The organism is Maribacter huludaoensis, from assembly GCF_029350945.1.
Lineage (GTDB): Bacteria > Bacteroidota > Bacteroidia > Flavobacteriales > Flavobacteriaceae > Maribacter > Maribacter huludaoensis.
Map to the genome: position 1 here is coordinate 1,024,200 of NZ_JARKMS010000001.1, position 19,672 is coordinate 1,043,871.

At 35.7% G+C, this 19,672-nt stretch carries 15 protein-coding genes; 5 read left to right on the forward strand and 10 right to left on the reverse strand.

Annotated features, from left to right (window positions below; translation table 11 throughout):
- Positions 1-7: 7 nt before the first annotated feature.
- Together PXC01_RS04445 and PXC01_RS04450 are read right to left on the reverse strand one after the other, a co-directional pair.
- Positions 8-1,060 carry a polysaccharide lyase family 7 protein gene (locus PXC01_RS04445; protein ID WP_276471157.1) on the reverse strand — a complete coding sequence of 351 codons (1,053 nt, stop codon included), beginning with the start codon at positions 1,058-1,060 and terminating at the stop codon, positions 8-10.
- A 23-nt stretch (positions 1,061-1,083) separates the two neighbouring features.
- On the reverse strand, positions 1,084-3,402 hold the full coding sequence (locus PXC01_RS04450; RefSeq protein WP_276471158.1) for a chondroitinase-B domain-containing protein: 2,319 nt from the start codon (positions 3,400-3,402) through the stop codon (positions 1,084-1,086).
- A 173-nt stretch (positions 3,403-3,575) separates the two neighbouring features.
- Here PXC01_RS04450 and PXC01_RS04455 point away from each other — a divergent pair, with 173 nt between their 5' ends.
- Complete coding sequence (locus PXC01_RS04455) at positions 3,576-4,544, forward strand: sugar phosphate isomerase/epimerase family protein (protein WP_276471159.1); 969 nt, start codon at positions 3,576-3,578, stop codon at positions 4,542-4,544.
- Between the two features lie 23 nt (positions 4,545-4,567).
- Positions 4,568-5,284 (forward strand): ribonuclease activity regulator RraA, encoded by a 717-nt coding sequence (locus PXC01_RS04460; protein ID WP_276471160.1) that lies wholly within the window; start codon positions 4,568-4,570, stop codon positions 5,282-5,284.
- An 80-nt stretch (positions 5,285-5,364) separates the two neighbouring features.
- Here PXC01_RS04460 and PXC01_RS04465 read toward each other — a convergent pair whose 3' ends face one another.
- Positions 5,365-5,874 (reverse strand): peroxiredoxin-like family protein, encoded by a 510-nt coding sequence (locus tag PXC01_RS04465; protein WP_276471161.1) that lies wholly within the window; start codon positions 5,872-5,874, stop codon positions 5,365-5,367.
- Positions 5,875-5,980: 106 nt separating this feature from the next.
- On the reverse strand, positions 5,981-6,370 hold the full coding sequence (locus tag PXC01_RS04470; protein ID WP_276471162.1) for a hypothetical protein: 390 nt from the start codon (positions 6,368-6,370) through the stop codon (positions 5,981-5,983).
- A gap of 215 nt (positions 6,371-6,585) precedes the next feature.
- On the opposite strand from PXC01_RS04470, the gene PXC01_RS04475 reads away from it, so the two are divergent.
- Positions 6,586-7,026, forward strand: a complete 441-nt coding sequence (locus PXC01_RS04475; RefSeq protein WP_276471163.1) for a BLUF domain-containing protein — start codon at positions 6,586-6,588, stop codon at positions 7,024-7,026.
- 69 nt (positions 7,027-7,095) lie between these two features.
- Here PXC01_RS04475 and PXC01_RS04480 read toward each other — a convergent pair whose 3' ends face one another.
- Positions 7,096-7,389 (reverse strand): hypothetical protein, encoded by a 294-nt coding sequence (locus PXC01_RS04480; RefSeq protein ID WP_276471164.1) that lies wholly within the window; start codon positions 7,387-7,389, stop codon positions 7,096-7,098.
- Between the two features lie 196 nt (positions 7,390-7,585).
- Between PXC01_RS04480 and PXC01_RS04485 the strand changes: the two genes are divergently transcribed.
- Together PXC01_RS04485 and PXC01_RS04490 are read left to right on the forward strand one after the other, a co-directional pair.
- Positions 7,586-8,023, forward strand: coding sequence for a response regulator (locus PXC01_RS04485; RefSeq protein ID WP_276471165.1), 438 nt, complete (start codon positions 7,586-7,588; stop codon positions 8,021-8,023).
- A 175-nt stretch (positions 8,024-8,198) separates the two neighbouring features.
- Positions 8,199-10,496, forward strand: coding sequence for a type IA DNA topoisomerase (locus PXC01_RS04490; RefSeq protein ID WP_276471166.1), 2,298 nt, complete (start codon positions 8,199-8,201; stop codon positions 10,494-10,496).
- A gap of 113 nt (positions 10,497-10,609) precedes the next feature.
- On the opposite strand, the gene PXC01_RS04495 is transcribed toward PXC01_RS04490, so the two are convergent.
- From PXC01_RS04495 to PXC01_RS04515, 5 genes are all read right to left on the reverse strand, one after another.
- A complete protein-coding gene (locus PXC01_RS04495; protein ID WP_276471167.1) occupies positions 10,610-11,236 on the reverse strand; it encodes a bifunctional 4-hydroxy-2-oxoglutarate aldolase/2-dehydro-3-deoxy-phosphogluconate aldolase in 627 nt (208 codons plus the stop codon).
- A 2-nt stretch (positions 11,237-11,238) separates the two neighbouring features.
- Positions 11,239-12,180 (reverse strand): SMP-30/gluconolactonase/LRE family protein, encoded by a 942-nt coding sequence (locus tag PXC01_RS04500; protein ID WP_276471168.1) that lies wholly within the window; start codon positions 12,178-12,180, stop codon positions 11,239-11,241.
- 118 nt (positions 12,181-12,298) lie between these two features.
- On the reverse strand, positions 12,299-13,501 hold the full coding sequence (locus tag PXC01_RS04505; protein WP_276471169.1) for a DUF6786 family protein: 1,203 nt from the start codon (positions 13,499-13,501) through the stop codon (positions 12,299-12,301).
- An 83-nt stretch (positions 13,502-13,584) separates the two neighbouring features.
- Positions 13,585-15,225, reverse strand: coding sequence for a sulfatase family protein (locus PXC01_RS04510; protein WP_276471170.1), 1,641 nt, complete (start codon positions 15,223-15,225; stop codon positions 13,585-13,587).
- A complete protein-coding gene (locus PXC01_RS04515) occupies positions 15,158-19,390 on the reverse strand; it encodes a hybrid sensor histidine kinase/response regulator transcription factor (RefSeq protein WP_276471171.1) in 4,233 nt (1,410 codons plus the stop codon). The genes PXC01_RS04510 and PXC01_RS04515 overlap by 68 nt, the downstream gene beginning before the upstream one ends.
- Between the last annotated feature and the right edge of the window lie 282 nt (positions 19,391-19,672).

Consider the following 19,672-nt stretch of genomic DNA (forward strand, 5'->3'; position numbering starts at 1 on the left):
GTGGATATTATTCTTCATTTGGCGGAGTGCCAGCGCCTACAGTAGCTTCCCTGAACCAGACTTCTGCATAATCACCATTTGCATATTGCTTTTCAATATCGCCATCATACGTGTCCGCACCCGTGCTCCAAACAATATTATCTTCAGGAGATTTACCATTGGTTTGGTTGTATGCGCCTTGCTTAAAATACTGAATTTCGCCCGCATAGGCATTTTCACGTTCCAGACCGTTACGACCTATAGAGGCGTACAATGTTTTAATTTGTTCCGGTAAGGTCTTGGTAAATTCCGATTTCAATAGGTTTTTGGTGAATTTGATGGTTTCATGACCTTCACTTTTAAAGGTTAAATACATAAACCCTTTGTAAACATTGATCTCATAGCTAAACTCTTCTCCTAGTTCAATTCCATTTTCAGGTTCATTTGGGGCTGTGGTTGAGTCTGATCCTACTACAGACATGTCATGTCCCCATACAGCTGAAGAGTAATCCCATCTTTTTGAATTATCTCCTTCAGTGTTAATTTCGTAATTCCAAAATACGGAACCCTTTGTATGGCCCGGAAATTTCTTGTAGAATATTTTTATCGGCTCATTTTCGTGTCCTTCATCACTATGTATTTGTCCTACGACCACGGCATAAGAAGCAGCTACCCTGGCATCTCCAGAAGTAGATACGTGTTGTACTTTTAAAGTTCCCGTCAATTTTCCTCCTGTCTCGGGTATCCAATGTTCCTTTTGGCCAAGCTCGGTTCTTGTATTGCTAGAGGTTCTTGAAGTGATTCCGCTGTTTGGTGTTTTATAGACTACCCAATCCGTTTTTCCGTCGTTTTCAACGTAAAAGAAATCATCTTTAGCGTAATCTTTAAGATTATCTTCATAGGTGCCATCACCTAAAAGAATTTTCCATTCATCCATAAACGGGATGACATCGCTTGGGTATTTTGTGGTAACTACACTATCTTCTGTAGTTTTTTCAGTAGTATTTAAAGCTTTTTTTGAGTTGTCTTTACATGCAAATAATGTTACTACTGCAATGATGGTAGCTATTGATTTTTTCATTTATAGTAATTTTATAAGTACGATTAATACATTAGTTTAAGAGGTAGGTTTTCTTGTACTACTATCTTTCCTGAATTTTGAATATCGTTGTTAGAATATCTATTGTTTTTCGCACCCCATAAACGCGCAACTAGTTTAACGGGGTTATCAATGAATTTGTTATTGGCAATATTTACATTGATGATTCCGTAAGTATTAAAAAGCAGGTTTTCGTCCGCCTTTAATCCACAATGGGTAAATGTGCTATTGGTAACAATTAAATTACCGCCAACGGTAGATTCATCATAGCCGCCTCTATAGTAATTGATAATATTATTGGCGACACCATCGAATAAGCAGTTGTCAATGGTAATGTTCTCGGCATTGTATTCGCCTTTATCATCGGTTTCTTCAGCTAGTTCTAAACCGTTGGCGCAATTTTCAATTTGCGTAGAAGTAAAACTGATGTTCTCTGAAAACGTTAATTTATATGCTTTTAAAACATAATCGAAATTTGATATTTCACAATCGATAACATTTAGATTGTAAAGGCTAGACATGTTGTTTTTTAAACTAGCAAAAGCGTATTGTTCTTTGTTACCTACAAGTTGAATATTCTTAAGCGTAAGTTGCCCTTTCGGATTCATTTCAAATGCCGGACTTTCAGACGCCCCTTTGTATTCAACAGTTGCTTTTGCATCTGGTGTAGCAGCCATTATAGTTATAGATTTATCAATTTTTAATGGAGAACTTAAATCGTATCGTTGGGCGGTTAAGTTGATAGTGTCTCCATTGTTTGCAGATGTAAGTGCATTTACAAGTTCTGTTGTTGTGCCCGCTGCATGTGTTTTACCAGATTCGTTCTTAGAAGTTGTGTTAGAATACCAGTCTGTACCGTATTGAGATACATCCATCATATCTTTTTTATTGACAGGTTTCCCAATTACGGCACCTACCAAATTTTTGTCGCCTCTAGAGTTACCGAACAGATCTGCGGTTATCTGGTCAAATTCAAATCCGTAATAAAGTTCAAATTCGGCCAATGAATTATCGGGCATTAAAATATCGCCATCGGCTACAGTAGTACCAAAATCCTTTTGTGTAAGTCCGTCAACGGTATTGAACATAACTCCTTGATTGTTGATGATATTGCTTTTAAATCTAATACCGTCAATTGAGTCATGTTTAACAATAGGTTGCTTATCGCCCTTGTCGTTATAAATAAGGTTGTTGGCAACTATAGTTCTAATAGGTGTGGCAGACCTAATTTCAGATTTTGGTAAAATATCTTTTTGATCAGTATTGGATCCTACACCAAACTGCCAAGGCGATATACAATTTATCCAAGAATTATTGGCAACGACAACATCTGTAACCTGTAAATATCTGTTCAAAGGAGATTTTGGAATACCGTTCATTACAGCCAGCGGACTTCTAAAGGTTTGCCCTTTTAAATTATAGAAGTAATTATTGGTAACCCAGTGTCCGGTGCCAATTAAACGTACACCACCAATTTGTTCAGAATTTTTGTCCCCTATAAATACATTACCGTCAATAATACAATAATTGCCATGCCTTGTTACCAAAGACCCTTCGCTTTTATAAAAAACATTGTTTCTAAACTCGTTAAAATTACTTTTACTGGAAATCACTTCTACCTCGCCGTTACATTTGTCAAAGAAGTTATTGGCCACTAAGGTGAAACTTGGTGCCATAGAAGTAAAACTATTTCCTAATTGTATGGTTTCTGCACTGGGTCCGCCTTTAGGTGGCCTAGGACCAAAATAGTTATTGGTGATTTTATGATAGTTCTTAATGCTATTGTTGCCTGCCAAATCTATTCTTACGGTAGGTCCCCTATTAGACTTTCCTGCAATGTAGCAATGGTCCAGTTCATTGTGGCGACCTTTGAACAATACCCATAAATCTGTTTGATTTCGTTGTGCCTTATTAAAATCTACAATGGCAGTATTGGTAATTTTACAATGGTTGGCCACAGAGTCTTCACTAATGCCAAAATCAATGACCGCAGAAGAAGGAGATGATCCCTTAGTAAAATATAGCCCGTTAACGTTCAAGTAGTCACCGGCAAGCTTTAAATCTGAAGTGCCTGTAATTAAAACTTCACCAGGAGTTTCTGCACGAAGTGTAATGGGGTTTTTCTCATTACCGTACGCTACAAACTTAATGCTCACATCTTTCCAATTGCCATTGGCCATCACAATGTCATCACCTGGCTTAGCATCTGTAATTGCCGAGTTTAGTTCGTTAATGTCGTTCACGGTAATAGTACTTGTGCTAGATTTTTCACCGCATGAAAACAGTAGGGAAATAAATGTTAATAGTAAGAAAACCTTTTTCATTATGTGTGTTATTAATCTGGTTTGAAACTAATTGTAGGTTTGATAAATGCAATTTACCTGAAAATTACAATAAACTGGTTAACCAGTTTGGTTGACCAAAAATACATATATTTGTAAGAATGACAACTAATTAACACAAAACCTATTGATAAAATATAAAAGGGATATTAAAAATGAGAGAAGATAAAAAAGGGATTTCTAGAAGAAATTTTACCAAGAAATCTGCTATGGCGTTGGCTGGCTTGCCATTGGTGAAGTTTCAGGACGATTTTTTACGGTCTAAAATTGACAGCAACGATGCTGTTGAGGTACACCTTTTTTCTAAACATTTGCAATTTCTTGATTATCACGAAATGTCTGCCGCAGCGGTAGAAATAGGTTTTGACGGATTAGATCTAACCGTACGCCCAAAAGGCCATGTACTTCCAGAAAAAGTACAGGAAGATTTGCCTACCGCGGTAGAAGCGATGAAAAAATTTGGATTGTCACCTAAAATGATCACCACCAATGTTTGGGATATAGAAGATTTAGGTCAGCGAAAAGTATTGGAAACGGCAAGTAAGTTAGGGGTTGGCTATTATCGTACAGGTTGGTTAAGTTATCCGGATGATACATCTATTGACGAAAGTTTACTAAAATATGCAGGTCAAGCCCAAAAATTGGAAACATTGAATAAAGATTTAGGTCTGGTTGGCTGCTATCAAAACCATGCAGGAAATCATGTAGGGGCACCAATTTGGGATTTGCCCACTATTTTTTCAAGAACTAATGGCGAATTTATAGGTTGTCAGTATGATATAAGGCATGCTGTTGTAGAAGGAGGAAAAAGTTGGGAATTAGACCTACGCCGTATTAGGTCCTATATAAAATCCATTGTAATCAAAGATTTTAAATGGGGAAATAAAAATGGTTCATGGGAGCCGATAAATACTCCTTTGGGCGAGGGTATGGTAGATTTTAATAGATACTTTTCCCTACTCAAAAAATATAATATTAACGTGCCAATATCTTTGCATTTAGAATATGAACTTGGCGGCGCTGAAAAAGGGGCATCCAAAATTACAATGGATAAAAAAGAAGTATTTGCCAAGATGAAAAAAGATTTGAGCTTTTTAAAGGAAACCTGGAAAAAGGCTGAGTAATATAAATAATAGATAACAAAACAATGACCAAAATAGCTAAGGCAACTAAAGATAAATTAAGAAAGGTAAGTACGGCGACCGTTGCAACCTGTTTATTTAAAAAGGGACTTAAGAACCAGTTTATACAACATGTTAAGCCACTTAAACTAGGGAGGCCTACTATGGTGGGAGAGGCATATACCTTACGTTACATACCAGCACGTGAAGATTTAAATCCTATTTCGGTATTTAGAGACCCAAAGCATTTACAAAGAGTAGCGGTAGAAGAGTGCCCAGAAGGCGCCGTTATGGTCATTGACAGTAGGCAAAATGCCAGAGCAGCATCTGCAGGGTCTATTTTGGTTACAAGGCTAATGGTTAGAAATGCAGAAGGTATTGTAACAGATGGCGGGTTCAGGGATTCCGCAGAAATAGCCGACCTTGATTTTTCATCATATCATAATAGGCCTACGGCACCCACTAATTTAACGTTGCACCAGGCAATTGCCATCAATGATCCCATAGGTTGTGGTGATGTTGCCGTTTTTCCAGGCGATATAATATTGGGGGATGATGACGGAGTAATGGTAATACCGGCACATTTGGCTAATGAAGTTGCAGAGGAGTGTATTCAAATGACCATGTATGAAGAGTTTGTTATTGAGCAAGTTCAACGTGGTAGGGCGGTAATAGGTCTATACCCTATGGTAGATGAAAGTATAAAGGCGGAATTTGAAAACTGGAAATTAGAAAGAAACTAGACCAACTATTTCAATAAAAATGCCGGTAAGTTTTTGAAACCTACCGGCATTTTTACTGTTTTGCCTATATCTTAAGTATATTATTCACCGCCTCTGGCAGGGTAATTGTTTTTATTGACATAGTCTATGGCATTTAAAATATCGTCCCAATGGGGTCGTGCAAAAGGCATTGTTTGTATGGCGCTTGCATATAGTGTATTATCTGGGCGAATTAGGAACAAACCAGGTTCCGAGAATTCATCTGGTTCCTTGTCAGATGTTTTTTTAGAAACATATAAACCCCATTCCCGCGCAGTTTCAATAGGTAAATTATAACCAATTGGTAGTTCAGGTACGTTCCATTCTTTTCCTGCTTTTTTCGCTCTTTCTTCACTATCGCTACTAACGGCTACTAGATGTACACCTCTATCGCTAAAATCTTTTAATCTAGTAGCCAGATCTTCTAGGTATTTTTTACAAATTGGGCAGTGCAATCCTCTGTAAAATACGATCATGGTAAAAGAAGTGCTCGTTTGGTCGTACAAGCTCCATTGTGTATCGTTAATTAAAGGTATTTTTAATTGCGGTACTTCTGTTGTAGGTTTTATCATTGTAATATTTTTTTATAATTAATATGTTATAAAGCTATAGAAGCTAAAGGGTATACATTTGTTATATACCTTTTACTAATAGTGCAATACATAATTGTAAGAGTTTTTACTTATTTTTTGCCATCCATTGTTCGTATTTTGCATATTGGGAACTAGATAAAATATTTTCCAATTGGCGGGTACGTTCACTATCTATACTTCCTAAAATTTCTCCACTGGCGGTATTGGCCTGTTGTTCTTTAAAACGATTCATTGCAGCGGTAAAAGTGCTGATCTGGTCCTTGTTCATTTCCAGTTCGGAAAACAGGTCTGCATATTCGCTCTTAAAACTTTCTGAAGTACTTTGAACTTCTGTTTTGTTCATGGCATCAGTTGATCCGCTATCCAGTTCATTTTGTGTAGTAACTTTTTCTGTAGTAGAAGAGGCTTTTTTTGTAGTTGAACAAGAGGTCAAAATAAACGTTAAGGCAAGTATAATTGCAATATTGGTTTTCATAATTTTCATATTTTAAGATTCTTGTAGAAAAGTATGATTTAAAATAACTTGCTATAGACGCAATCACATTTAAAATTGACTCGTCAAATAGGGTGATGTTTTTTTATTGATTGCGGTAAAAATTTGTTTGTAAATAATAAGTAAGAAAAATAGTACTCATTTGCTAAAAGGTAGTAACTTAAAGGTTTGTTAAGTAGCGTCATATAAATTCTAATATGTACAATCTTGTCTATAAATCTATTGCCAACACTCTTACGTTAGCACAGGTCAATGAAATTTTAGCGGTATCTAGAGATTTTAATGCTAGGCATGACATTACCGGTTGCCTCATTTATCATCAAGGTTTTTTTATTCAATATTTAGAGGGAGAAGCAGAGGTTGTCCTGGCCTTGTTTGAAAAGATTAAATTGGACAAGAGGCACAGAGCGGTCAATTTGCTCTCTAAAGGCAATATCTATTCTAGGGAATTTAATACTTGGAGCATGGCATACCTTTCAAATCAACTGCCTAACGAAGCTTTTAGGTATATAGAACAACTAGTTGATTCAGGAACAGAACCGGTAGGCAAATCTTTTCTACCTAACCCAACTTCTAAAAGATTTTGGCTTGCCGCAAAAGCACTTCTTCATAAAATAGGGCATGAAAATTTTAATTAAAGAAGTTAAAGAAATAAGTTAGGTTGTATTTCTTTTTTCCTGGTCATTCTAAGCTTCAACATGCGAATATTAATTATAATTTTCTTCAGAAGAAAATTTTGAATTATTCACTATTAGCATAAGTCGTAACAGGTTATGGGCAAATTTTTCTGAATATTCATTAATATTCGTTAGGCTTTCAATTTTTTTTAAATTTTTGTAGCGCTCATAAAATTCTAAAGAATCCTTATCGTTTCTAAAATTTAGTTTAGGTAGAACATCTGTAAGGGCATTATGAATTTTTAAGGCTTTACCTTTAGTATAATAGTCCTGCTGATATTGCTCTAGGGTCTCTAAAAGTTCATTACAGTTTTTAAATGCCATAGTACATTACATAAATTAACTGGGGAATATTTAATGATTTTAGAAAACAAATGTAAGTAATTTACTACATTTTTTTGATTTTGTTAAGTATATATTATGGTTAAAATGGTATTGAGTTACGATTCCATTTTATTGGTAGAAAATTATGTAGCACTTGTACATAATTTTATGTCCATACTAGTTTTGTATGGATATCATGAAAGATTTAAAGATATATATTGCGGATGACGATTATGATGATCGAGATTTTTTTATGGAAGCACTAAACAGTATTCCTTTAAATACTAAAGTGTCTCAATTTGATAATGGTGTTGATTTAATGGATAAATTGTTCACTGACGTTACATTGCCACACGTTATATTTTTAGATTTGTATATGCCTATTATGGATGGGTTTGAGTGTCTCATGGATATAAGGAATTTTAAAAAATTCAATAACATCTATATTATAGCATATTCTTCTATTTATAGAGATAGAGAGGTAAATCAGCTAAAGTTAGATGGTGCTAATCAATTTTTGAAAAAATCTTCATCTTTTAAAGGGCTAAAAGAATTGTTGTTAAAATCGCTAAGTTTAGTATCCGTAAACAAAAAAGAAGAGTTGGCTAAAGAAGAGTTTATTGTTCTAACATGAAAAAGCTTGCAGCTATTCTGGTGCTTAAAAAAATATCTAAACCTAAATTTCATTAACTTACCGTTCAATTAAACCCAATGGATGCTAGTTATCCAATGGTGGTGGTTTCTGCAAACAATTTTTATATTTGCCGGGCGAAAAAGCAAGCCTAAATCTTAAATAATTAACTTCTAAAATGAAAGTCTGCATTGCCGAAAAACCATCTGTTGCAAGAGAAATTGCTTCTGTACTTGGTGCAAGTTCTAAGCAAGATGGATATTATGAAGGCAATGGCTATGCGGTAACCTATACTTTTGGACATCTTTGTACACTTAAGGAGCCTAATGATTACAAGCCACATTGGAAAAGTTGGGATTTAAATAACCTTCCCATGTTGCCCGATCATTTTGAGACTAAAGTTTCTGGAGATTCCGGTATTCGAAAACAGTTCAAGATTATAAAGCAATTGTTTGATAAGGCAGAAGTGGTTATCAATTGTGGGGATGCTGGGCAAGAGGGAGAATTGATACAGCGTTGGGTATTAAACGAGGCTAAGTATAAAGGCAAGGTTGAGCGACTTTGGATTTCTTCCCTTACCACCGAGGCTATAAAAGAAGGTTTTAAAAATCTTAAACCGTCAACGGATTATGATAATTTATATTACGCAGGTTTCTCTCGTGCCATAGGCGATTGGCTTTTAGGAATGAACGCTACCCGTTTATATACTTTAAAACATGGCGGTTATAAACAAGTTTTATCCGTAGGTCGCGTGCAAACGCCCACTTTAGCAATGCTGGTAAATAGATTTAAAGAAATAGAGAATTTTAAGCCACAACCTTATTGGGAGCTGCAAACATTATATAGAGATACGTTATTTAGTTATGAAGAAGGGCGTTTTCTTAAGGTAGAAGATGGTGAGAAATTGGCGAACATTGTAAAAGAACATGATTTTGAAATTGTCTCTACCACTAAAAAAGCGGGTAACGAGTATGCGCCCAAACTTTTCGATTTAACGGGATTACAAGTTTATTGTAACACCAAATTTGGGTATAGTGCAGATGAAACTTTAAAGATAGTACAGAAATTATATGAGCAAAAGGTTGTAACCTACCCAAGGGTAGATACCACTTTTTTACCAAATGATGTCTACCCTAAAGTACCGGGAATACTAAAAAACCTAACGGAATATGATACGTTGACAAAACCACTTGATGGTAAGAAGCTGAAAAAAAGCAAAAAGGTTTTTGATGATAGTAAGGTGACGGATCACCACGCCATTATTCCTACTGGTCAACAAATGAACTTACAATACAATCAAAAGCAGGTATACGATATCATTGTTCGTCGTTTTATCGCAGTATTTTATCCAGACTGTAAAGTTTCCAATACCACGGTAATAGGAAAAGCCGATAAGGTAAATTTTAAGACCACTGGAAAGGAAATCATAGAAAAAGGATGGCGTACGGTTTTTGAAACACCTAACAGCACAGCTAAAGAATCAGGGATGTTGCCAACCTTTAAGAAAGGGGAAAAAGGACCTCATGAACCTTCATTTCTTGAAAAGCAGACAAAACCGCCAAAACAATTTACAGAAGCATCGCTTTTACGGGCTATGGAAACGGCAGGGAAAAAGGTAGAAGATGAAGAGCTGCGTGAGCTGATGAAAGAAAATGGTATAGGCAGGCCTTCTACACGTGCCAATATTATTGAGACCTTGTTCCGGAGAAAGTACATAAAGCGAAACAAGAAACAGGTTATACCAACAGTTACCGGTATTCAATTGATTGATACTATACAAAACGAAATGCTAAAGTCTGCCGAACTTACCGGTAAATGGGAAAAGCAGTTAAAAGACATTGAAAAAGGTACCTTTAATGCCGGTAGTTTTATTAAGCAAATGAAGCAAATGGTAGATCAATTGGTCTATGAGGTGCGAAGTGAAACTAGAAAGGCTAATATATCGGCAGTAAATAATAAACCCGTAAAAACGACAAATAAAAAGGCAGCCGAAAAATCAAAAGGGTTGTCTGCAGAGAATTGTCCTAAATGTAAAAAAGGAACCATCCGTAAAGGAAAAGCTGCCTATGGCTGTTCTGAGTTTAATACAACCTGCGATTTTGTAATTCCGTTTAAGTTTGAAGGAAAAACCATTTCAGAAAAACAATTTATTAGACTGTTTCAAAAAGGTTCAACGGTAAATTTAAAAGGTTTTAAGGTTGATGGTGCTTCGGTAGAAGGTTTGGTTAGGTTTGACGATAGTTTTAAATTGAAATTAGAACCAAAGAAAGCAAAAGTTCAAGCAAAGCCTAAACCTGAGGAAAATAGCTGTCCAAAATGTAATACAGGTACCATCGTTAAAGGTAAAACTGCTTATGGCTGTAGTGACTATAGATCGGGCTGCGACTTTAGATGTAGTTTTGATGCCATTCGTGAAAAAGCAAACGGCAGGCCTTTGACCAAAGAATTGGTTTTTAAAATATTTAGGGAGGTATAAAGTTTAGCAGGTATATTCATTAGTAAGAACCAACTATAAAAGAAGGGTTTAACTAGCGCTAAACCCTTCTTTTGGATAATATTCGATTTTAAAACCTACTGAGAATAAATAATTTATAGCGCCTCCTTGAATTTTCTAAAATGGAGTGCCAAGGAGTGCCAATCTTTTCTTTCGATCATTTCCGAATCAAAAAGTAGGCCGCCCATACCAAATGCTTTTGCGCCGGCTTTTTTAAATTCATCTATGTTATCTAATGAAACACCGCCTGTAGGCATAAAGTCTATAAAATCTAAAGGGGCGGCAACATTTTTTATATAGCTTGGACCAAGATTGGCAGATGGAAATACCTTAACCATTTTAGCTCCTAATTTCCAGGCAGTATAGATTTCCGTTGGAGAGAAAGCCCCGGGAAAAACAGGGATTTCCTTTTTGGCACAAAAACGGATTACATCTTTGTTAACTATTGGTGTAACTATAAAAGATGCACCCGCTTTTAGCGCTTTTTTGGTATCTTTTTTAGTAAGAACGGTACCACAACCTATATTTAGTTTACCCTGAAATTCATCAACTAAAGCTTCTATGATTTCAAATACATTTGGACTATTTTTAGTTATTTCCAAATTTGTAAATCCCTCGCTCACAAAAGTTCTGGCAATTTCTAATACGGTCTCTTTATCATAGCCTCTTAAAATGCCAACAATAGGAGTTTGTGCAAAAAGCTCTTCTGAAAATTTTTTCATATTTAATTTAATTTTATTCTTAATATAAGTTCATGGCATGAAACATACAGAACAGATTCATCTTCGTTGAATGTACAGTTAGATGTTAGTTTGTCAGTTTTTATAGTGCCTAAGTGATTACCATTTTTATCGATTATAAAAACACCGTCCGGTCCGGTCAAAAAAATGGTACCGTCTTTTTTTATGGCCATACCATCGGGTTTTTGTTTGGCAATACTTTTGTCCAGTGCTTCTTTTAGGTCCAAAACAATCTTCTCGTTTGTTAAATTACCATCTTCAGAAATATCGTAGCTCACAAATAATGGCGGTTCTGAATTGGCAATGTATAATTTTGAATCTTCTTCATTTAAACCAATTCCGTTGGGCGTTGGCCATTTAGAAGTTAGCAGTTTAACATTACCATTGGTGTTAATTCTATATACACCTTCAAAATCCAATTCTTTGGAACCATCTTCAAGTCCAAAATTAGGGTCCGTAAAATAAATATTTCCCTTTTTGTCAACTACTAGATCGTTAGGGGCATTAAATTTTTGACCATTAAATTGATTCGCAATAATTTCAAATTTAGGTTTTGGATTATTGAAGTTTCCTAAATATCGAGCAATTGCCCTATCACCGGTCTGGCAAAGAATTAAGTTGTTCTCATGGTCCAGAAACATACCATTAGAGCCTTGAAGTTTTTTGTCCTTACCGGTATAACCACTGGGGTTCAAAAATTCAACGGCACCGTTTTGTTGTGTCCATTTGTAATTGATGTTTTGTGGCACATCAGAAAATAAAAGGCATTGTTCTTCGGCAACCCACACGGGGCCTTCCGTCCAAACATAACCTTTGGAAATCACTTCAATTTTTGCAGATTTTGATATATGCTCATAAAATGCATCATCTATCTTTTCTAAATACCCAATAGTTGGGTATGTGGTATCGGCTATAGCTTTGGTCATAGGTTTTCTATGGTTGCTATTCTTGCATGCTATACACAAACCGATTATAATTATTGATTTAAGAAGGGATTTCATTTAATTTTTCTGATTATGATATATTTTACTTTTTTCCAAAGAGTTATAGCTTAACCCTATTGGATAATTTTACACCTAAGACTTTATAGGAAATTTTATCTAAATACTCTTTCTTACCTTCAAAATGATAGGTCTTGCTAATATGCACCATGTTTTTTCCTGCTTCAAGTTCTTGTGCGTTGGAAGAAGTTTCTAATTCATAAAAAGGACCAAAAGGACCTGCTGTTGAGGTAACACCATCGTTAAAAATGTTTATTACATCACCCGCATAAGGATCTTGGTTATCTTTTCTTTTAGAGTTAACATAGTGCTCATTGTTCTCAAAGGTGAATTCTATTAGGGTCAGTAAATTCAATTCAGGGGAATAACTTCCAAACACAGGAATGGTATTTTGTGGAAGTATGCCAATTTTATTCAGGTAATTGGCGTCGGCTTTATAATAGACCATACCGTCTTTGATTTTTATTCGTGAATCATCTAAGGGCGTAAAATAGTTGGTGACCTCGTCAAGGTGCCCTTTAACCGGTATCATGGCTACGGTGTTTTTGGTAGGGACCATACAGCCTAAGATCCAAATTGATAGAAGTCCGGTGTTCTTTGACCACTTGTTTGTTCCTATATTGGTCATCTTAGTAACAGATTCAAAACCAACGTAGGTAACCTCATCATCTATAGAAATATTAAGATTTTGTTCTATTTCATGTTTATTTAAAATAGAGATTTTTCTTTCTACATCTATATTGAACACATAGTTTTGATAATTTTTTATGTGCATACGGCCCTTACTAATTATTTCTTTATGGGTTTTCTTTTTAGTTTCAAATAATAGGGTGTCAAGATCATGTGCTATACGGGAGTTTTTGTCATCAAATGTAAGCCCGGGTTCAAAGAATACATTGAACTTGCCGTATTGTGGTCCAAACCACATTCTATCTTCACCACCTAAATTGCCAAACCTGTTTTTAAAACTATGGTCCTTTATACTTTTTCGATTGAACCAACCATAGCTTTTGCCATTTAAACCATTAGAGCTACTTGTAAAAACGCGGCCCTGCAATTCGCCTGAAACCGCTATCATTGAGTTTTCCGATTTTAAGACATGTAAATCGTCAATAGTGTTCAATACCTCAAGATCGCTGCCAAAAGTATTGATATGAAATATGGAACTACATCCCATAAAACATAAAGCCACAAGCAACAATACCAATGATTTAAAGCTGGCCAAAAGATTGATTGGGTAAACCATGGTCCTAATCTGAATTATTCGTGTACACGGCATTTTAAAATTTAATTTTGCCTGCATTACATATGAAAATTACCTCCATGAATTTATTCGAAGTCTGGATTAATTAGTTCCTCGCCTGCTAACATTGCCTTCATCATTATATCTTTAGATGGCCTTGGTCTTAACCTGTATTTGGTAGGTAGTCCCGTATCCCTAAAAAAATCATCATTTGTTCTGGCAATTGGTAGGGAGTCATTTGTGGTATTGCGCATTTTTTTTAATCTAGAGCGCATATCAGTTAGAATATTGGCATGTGCTTCATTTTGTGCAAGATTGTTAAGCTCATTGGGGTCATTTGCTATATCATAAAGTTCTTCTGTTGGTCTGGGTATGATGAAGCATCTCATTTGAGCCTCGTTCAATAATTTTTTTTCTTTTTCGCTTAACATGCTTTTCCAGGTCAAATCTCTAATAATATCAGCGGACGGTGTATTGGGAAGGTCAGGATAAAAGTTTTTAATGTACTTGTATTCAGTAGTCCTAATAGCTCTTGTATAGTCTTCAAAATCATGAAAATGGTCCTCGGCATAAATTTGATCTCTAATAGGGGCCGAATTATTATTTAAAAGCGGCGTGAAGTCTTTGCCCTCAAATTCTGAAAGTGGTTCTAGACCCGCAAATTTCATAAAGGTAGGTGCAATGTCAATTGAACTGACAAGGTGATCGTTTGTAGTGCCAGGTTTAATCTTGGACGGCCATTTTATAATCCATGGGGTTTTTATTCCGCCCTCATAAAGTGTGGTCTTATCTCTTGGAAAAGCCCTTCCGTTATCTGTAATAAAAAGAATTATGGTGTTGTCTGCGACACCTTGGTTTTCTAGTTCACCAATTACTTTGCCCACGTAATCATCCATCCTGGAGATTTCATCATAGTATAATGCATAATCCTTTCTTACGCTATCCGTGTCTGGATGGTATGGAGGTAAGATTACATTTTCTGGTCTGTGCGGATCATCGATAATGCCCTCTGAAAAAGGCCTGTGCGCGTCAAAGGAAGCTAGCCAAGTAAAAAAAGGTTTGTTATTGTCCCTACTTCTTAGCAGTTTAATCCATTCGTCGCAGCCGCTACCGTCACCCACTAATCTTCGGTCTAGCCCAAGGGGTGCATCTTTCCACTGCATTTCATAAATGGTATCAAAGGCGTCGTTTACAGATTCGCCAAGATGATGCTTGCCCGCCAACCCGGTCCAGTATCCAGAATTATGAAGTTGTTCAACGAAGGTGTTTTTATCATCTGGCAAGGGCCAAGATAGTTGTTCTGCATCTGTATTGTGTGGGTATAGACCGCTAATAATGCTTGTTCTGCTTGGGCTACATGAACTTGTGGTCAGAAATGCCTGGGTAAACAACATGCCATCCTTTGCTAGTTGATCAATATTAGGTGTTCTTACAATATCGTTGCCATAGGCCCCAAGGTCGTTCCAATTAACATCATCTGCAATGATAAATACGATATTTGGTCTTGTGGATGGTGGATCTTCATTTGGTCCTTTACAAGAAAAAACGAACACGCTAAAAATACACGCCAGAGCTATATTCAATTTAAATGTGTTGTAAAGAGTGTTAATGCTCATTATGGGTCTTCTGTTATTAATTGCAGGTGCCAACTGTATTAAGCTATAATTCGTTTTCTGATACATACCTAGATGGTGCTTTGCCAAATGCTTTTCTAAAACACTTGCCAAAATAATTTGGGTCGTTAAAACCAACCTTGTAGCTAACCTCGGCAATACTTAATTCACCTTGTTCTAGAAGTTGTGCGGCTCTCTTTAGTCTAATAAGTCTAATAAAATCATTGGGCGGCTGCCCTGTTAATTTTTTAAGTCTTCTAAAAAAGGTTGATCTACTGGTGTTCATGTCCAAAACCAATTGCTCTATCCAGTAATTTTCATTGCTCATTTGTTCTTCCATGAGCGACATGATCTTATCTAAAAATTTCTTGTCCTCAGAATCTAGAATAATTTTTTTGGGCGTTAACTGTTCTTCGGTCTTAAAAAGAACACGCATATATTCTCTAGATTCTATGAGTTTATCTGCAGTGATAGATAAAAGTTTCATTTTAAAGGGCTTTGGAATATATGCATCTGCGCCAGATTGTATTCCTTTTATTCTATGTTCAACTGAGTTTAATGCAGTAAGTAAAATAATGGGAATATGTTTGGTTCTAATATTTGATTTTAGTTCATGGCATAATTGTATACCGTCCATTTCTGGCATGAGTACATCGCTAACGATAAGATCGGGTAATGCTTGTAAAACAATCTTTAAGGCACTTTTACCCGTGTCTGCCTCCAATACATTGTATTTTTTTTGCAATCCGTTTTTAACCAACGACCTAATATCTTGATTGTCATCTACTACCAAAACAGTTTTCTTTTTACTCACAGTTTTTTTCTTGACATTTTCAACAATAGTAGTCTCTAAATGGCTGTTCGTCTCTGCTGCTTTCTGTGGCGGTTCAGAATATTGGGCTATTTCTTCCGGCAATAGATGTTCACTGCCAATAGGAAGTTTTAAAATAAATCTGGTACCAACGCCTAAGTTAGAATCAACTTCAATGGCACCGTAATGTAAATCGATCAAGTCTTTTGTAATGGCCAAGCCAATTCCTGAACCTGGCTTTGATGAAGCTTCATTGTTTTTGTTTACTTGATAAAAACGCTCAAATATGTGAGGCAATTGATCATGTGGTATTCCCGGTCCGTTATCCTCAATTTCAATACTGACAAATTCAGATTCCATTTCTCCTCCTCTGATCTCAAATTTAGATTTGTCTTTTGAAATCCGTAAACGAACGGTTACACTACCGTTTTCATTGGTAAATTTAATGGCATTGGCAATTAGATTATTGAGTATTTTTTCCAGTTTATCCCAATCGAACCAAACTTCTGATGCATACGATTGGCTTTCAAAAGATAAACTGATATTCTTTTTTAAGGCCAAGGCCTTAAAGGAAAAGGTGATTTCTCTTGCAAAATTTACAATGTTAGATTTGGTTGCGATCAACCTAGTTTCGCCAACCTCTATTTTCCGAAATTCTATTAATTGATTTACCAGTCTCAATAAATAATCGGCATTACGCTGAATGATACCTAACCTTTTACGCAATGCGGTATTAATACTCGAGTCTTCTAAAATCTCTTCTATAGGATTCATTATTAATGTAATGGGCGTCTTAAAGTCATGCGAAATGTTGGTAAAAAACTGAAGTTTTAATTTGTTTGTCTTTTCAATTTCCTGTTGAATCCTTAGTGCTGTTTTTTCTTTTGATTTAAGGTCAAAATAGGATCTTACACCCAAAAGAAGTAGTATTAGAAGTAGAATGTATAGTAAATATGCCCAGATAGTATGCCAAAAAGGAGGGGAGATTTTAAAGCTCATAGTTGCTGGTGTTTCGCTCCAAACACCATCATTGTTAGAAGCTTTGACCTTAAAAGTATATTCGCCAGGAGATAAGTTTGTATAATGGGCAAAAGCGGTATTTTTTGAGTTGTGCCATTCATCATCAAAACCTTCTAATTTATAAGAATACCTGTTTTTTTCAGGAGCGGCATAATGAAGTGCGGCAAATTCAAAAGTAAGTACGCTTTCGTCGTAATTAAGCTCTATTTTTTTGTTTTCTAAGGTGGATATGGATTGATTTAAGATAATACGCTCATTAAATTCTTGACCTACCTTTACGGCTTGGTTTTTTATTTTAAAGGCTGTAATTTTTGGTACGGCCGGTATGGTATTGTCCTTCAAATTATCAGGATGAAAAATATTCAGGCCTTTAAGCCCCCCAAAGAATAAATATCCGTCTTTGTTTTTGAAATAGGCATTTTTTCTAAAATTGTTACTTTGAAGCCCATCTTTCTTATTTAAATTTTTGAAGGTCTCTTTCACCGGGTCAAAAGAAGAAATGCCTTTATCTGTACTGATCCATAATTCTCCTTGATTACTTTCAAGAATGCCGTAAACTGCATTGTTGGCCAAGCCATCCTCTTCACGGTAATGTTTAAAAACCGGTTTTTTATCCGCATGTTCAGAAAGGGTCATTTTGTTGAGCCCACCACCAAAGGTGCCGATCCAATAATCACCGTTCGTATCCTCTATAATAGAAAAAACCGAGTTATGACTTAGACTATTTATATCATTGGGGTCATGTTGATAGGACACAAAAGTATCGGGCAGTCCATTTTTTCCAGGTATTACCAAGTTTAGTCCACCTTGTAAAGTGCCGATCCAAAGTTGATTTTTACTGTCTTCATAAATACAGCTTATTTCTTTGCCGCTAATACTATTTGGGTCGTTTGAATTCGGTAAATAATAAATTGCGTTCGAAAAATCAAATTCATTACTATTAGGTTTTTTCTTCTTTTCCCATTTAATTAAACCATCTATAAAGGATCCAAACCACAAAACTCCGTTACTATCTTCCAAAGATGAAAATACCTCAATAACATCGTTGATTTCAGTGGGCTTTAAAGAAACATTTTGTTCATTTCCATCAACAGTCATATGTGTGATACCTTCCGTGCTTCCAAGCCAATAGTCATTATCTTTATCTTTTAAAATTGACCATATTGGTTGTGAAAACGATTTTCCTGATTTGGTCAATTTGTTATTTAAATAGTAGTGGCTAAAACTGGGCTCGTTAAAGCCATTTCCATTAAATTTTATATGGTTTAGACCATTTTCTGTTCCTACCCAAATAGCGTTTTTTTCTCCAGAAATTATAGCGTTAACAGAGGGGTTGCTCAAAGAGTTTTTGGTGAGTTTATTCTTTTCTAAAAAAGTTATATCCTTATGGCCTAGATCACATCTGTTCAACCCGCCTTCTTCAGTGCCCACCCACAAAACATTAAAGGAATCTACAAGTATGGTTTCTACATTTACACTGCTTAAACTTTTAGAGTTTAAGTGATTTGGTGCGTATAGCTTAAATTCACCTGTTTCTGTATTGAACCAATACAGGCCAAAACCGTGTATGCCTAACCATAAATTAGAACCATCTGCCTGGCTAATTGCAATTAAGCCCCCATAATCATTGGCGTCCTTTAACTCAGGATGAAAGCTATATCGCTTAAATTTTAAGTCTTCTGGTGCATTTATATTTTCTGCATTCTCAATACCAATTAAAAAATGCCCTTTAATCCCTACCCACAGCTTTCCGTTTTTATCTAAGAAAAGCGATTTTACACCCTCATTCAACACCTTGAACTGAACATAATTGTCATTAGATTCTTTTTTTAGCTTGTACAAGCTATAATTGGTTCCTACCCAAACATTGCCGGCACTATCTTTTGTAATAGAATGTACTTTGTTGTTCTTAACAGTAGAAGAGATATCAAGTTGAAAAGAATATCGCTCGGGTTTAGTGCCCATTTCATCACTGCTATCAAAATGATAGACACCTGAATATAATGTGCCTACCCAAAGAGAGCCATCATCTTCAGGGTAAATAGCGCTAATTCTTTTGTCTTTTAAAATTGCAGGATATGTTGAAAAAGTCTCGGTTACCTTGTTGAACCGGCTCAATCCTCGTCCTGTACCAATAAGTATGTTGCCGGAAGTATCTAATTCAAGTTCGTAGACCGAGTTGTTGATTAAGCTATTAGGGTTGTCATGTTCATGTCTGTAGATCGTAAAACCTTTACCGTTATACTTGTACAGGCCATTTGGCGTAGCCATCCACAAAAAACCTTCTTTATCTTGCAGAATGTTCATTACCGAATTTTGGGAAAGCCCTTTGTCATCTATAAAATGCTCAAATCTCAAATCAGTTCCTTGGGCAAAAGTGGTGCTATTGCACAGCAGCATAATGCCAACACATATTTGATAGATATAAGATTTGATTATTCTGTTCATATACTTTTCTCCACGTTAGGTAACATTTAAAAATACCATTCTATTTCTGCATAATTTTATTTTTACCGGGTAAATTCTATTCAATAATATGGAAACCCTGTTCTATGAAAAAATTGAACCTAACTATTATTAATCTAATATGCTATATGTTATCTTTTTGATTTAAAGTCATTTAATGTTAATTTTTGTGCTTGTTGCGTTATTCTTATCAATATTATGATAGTCCTTACTACTAAAAAAAGCGACCCTAAACAGTAAGGGTCGCCTTCAAGCAAACTAACT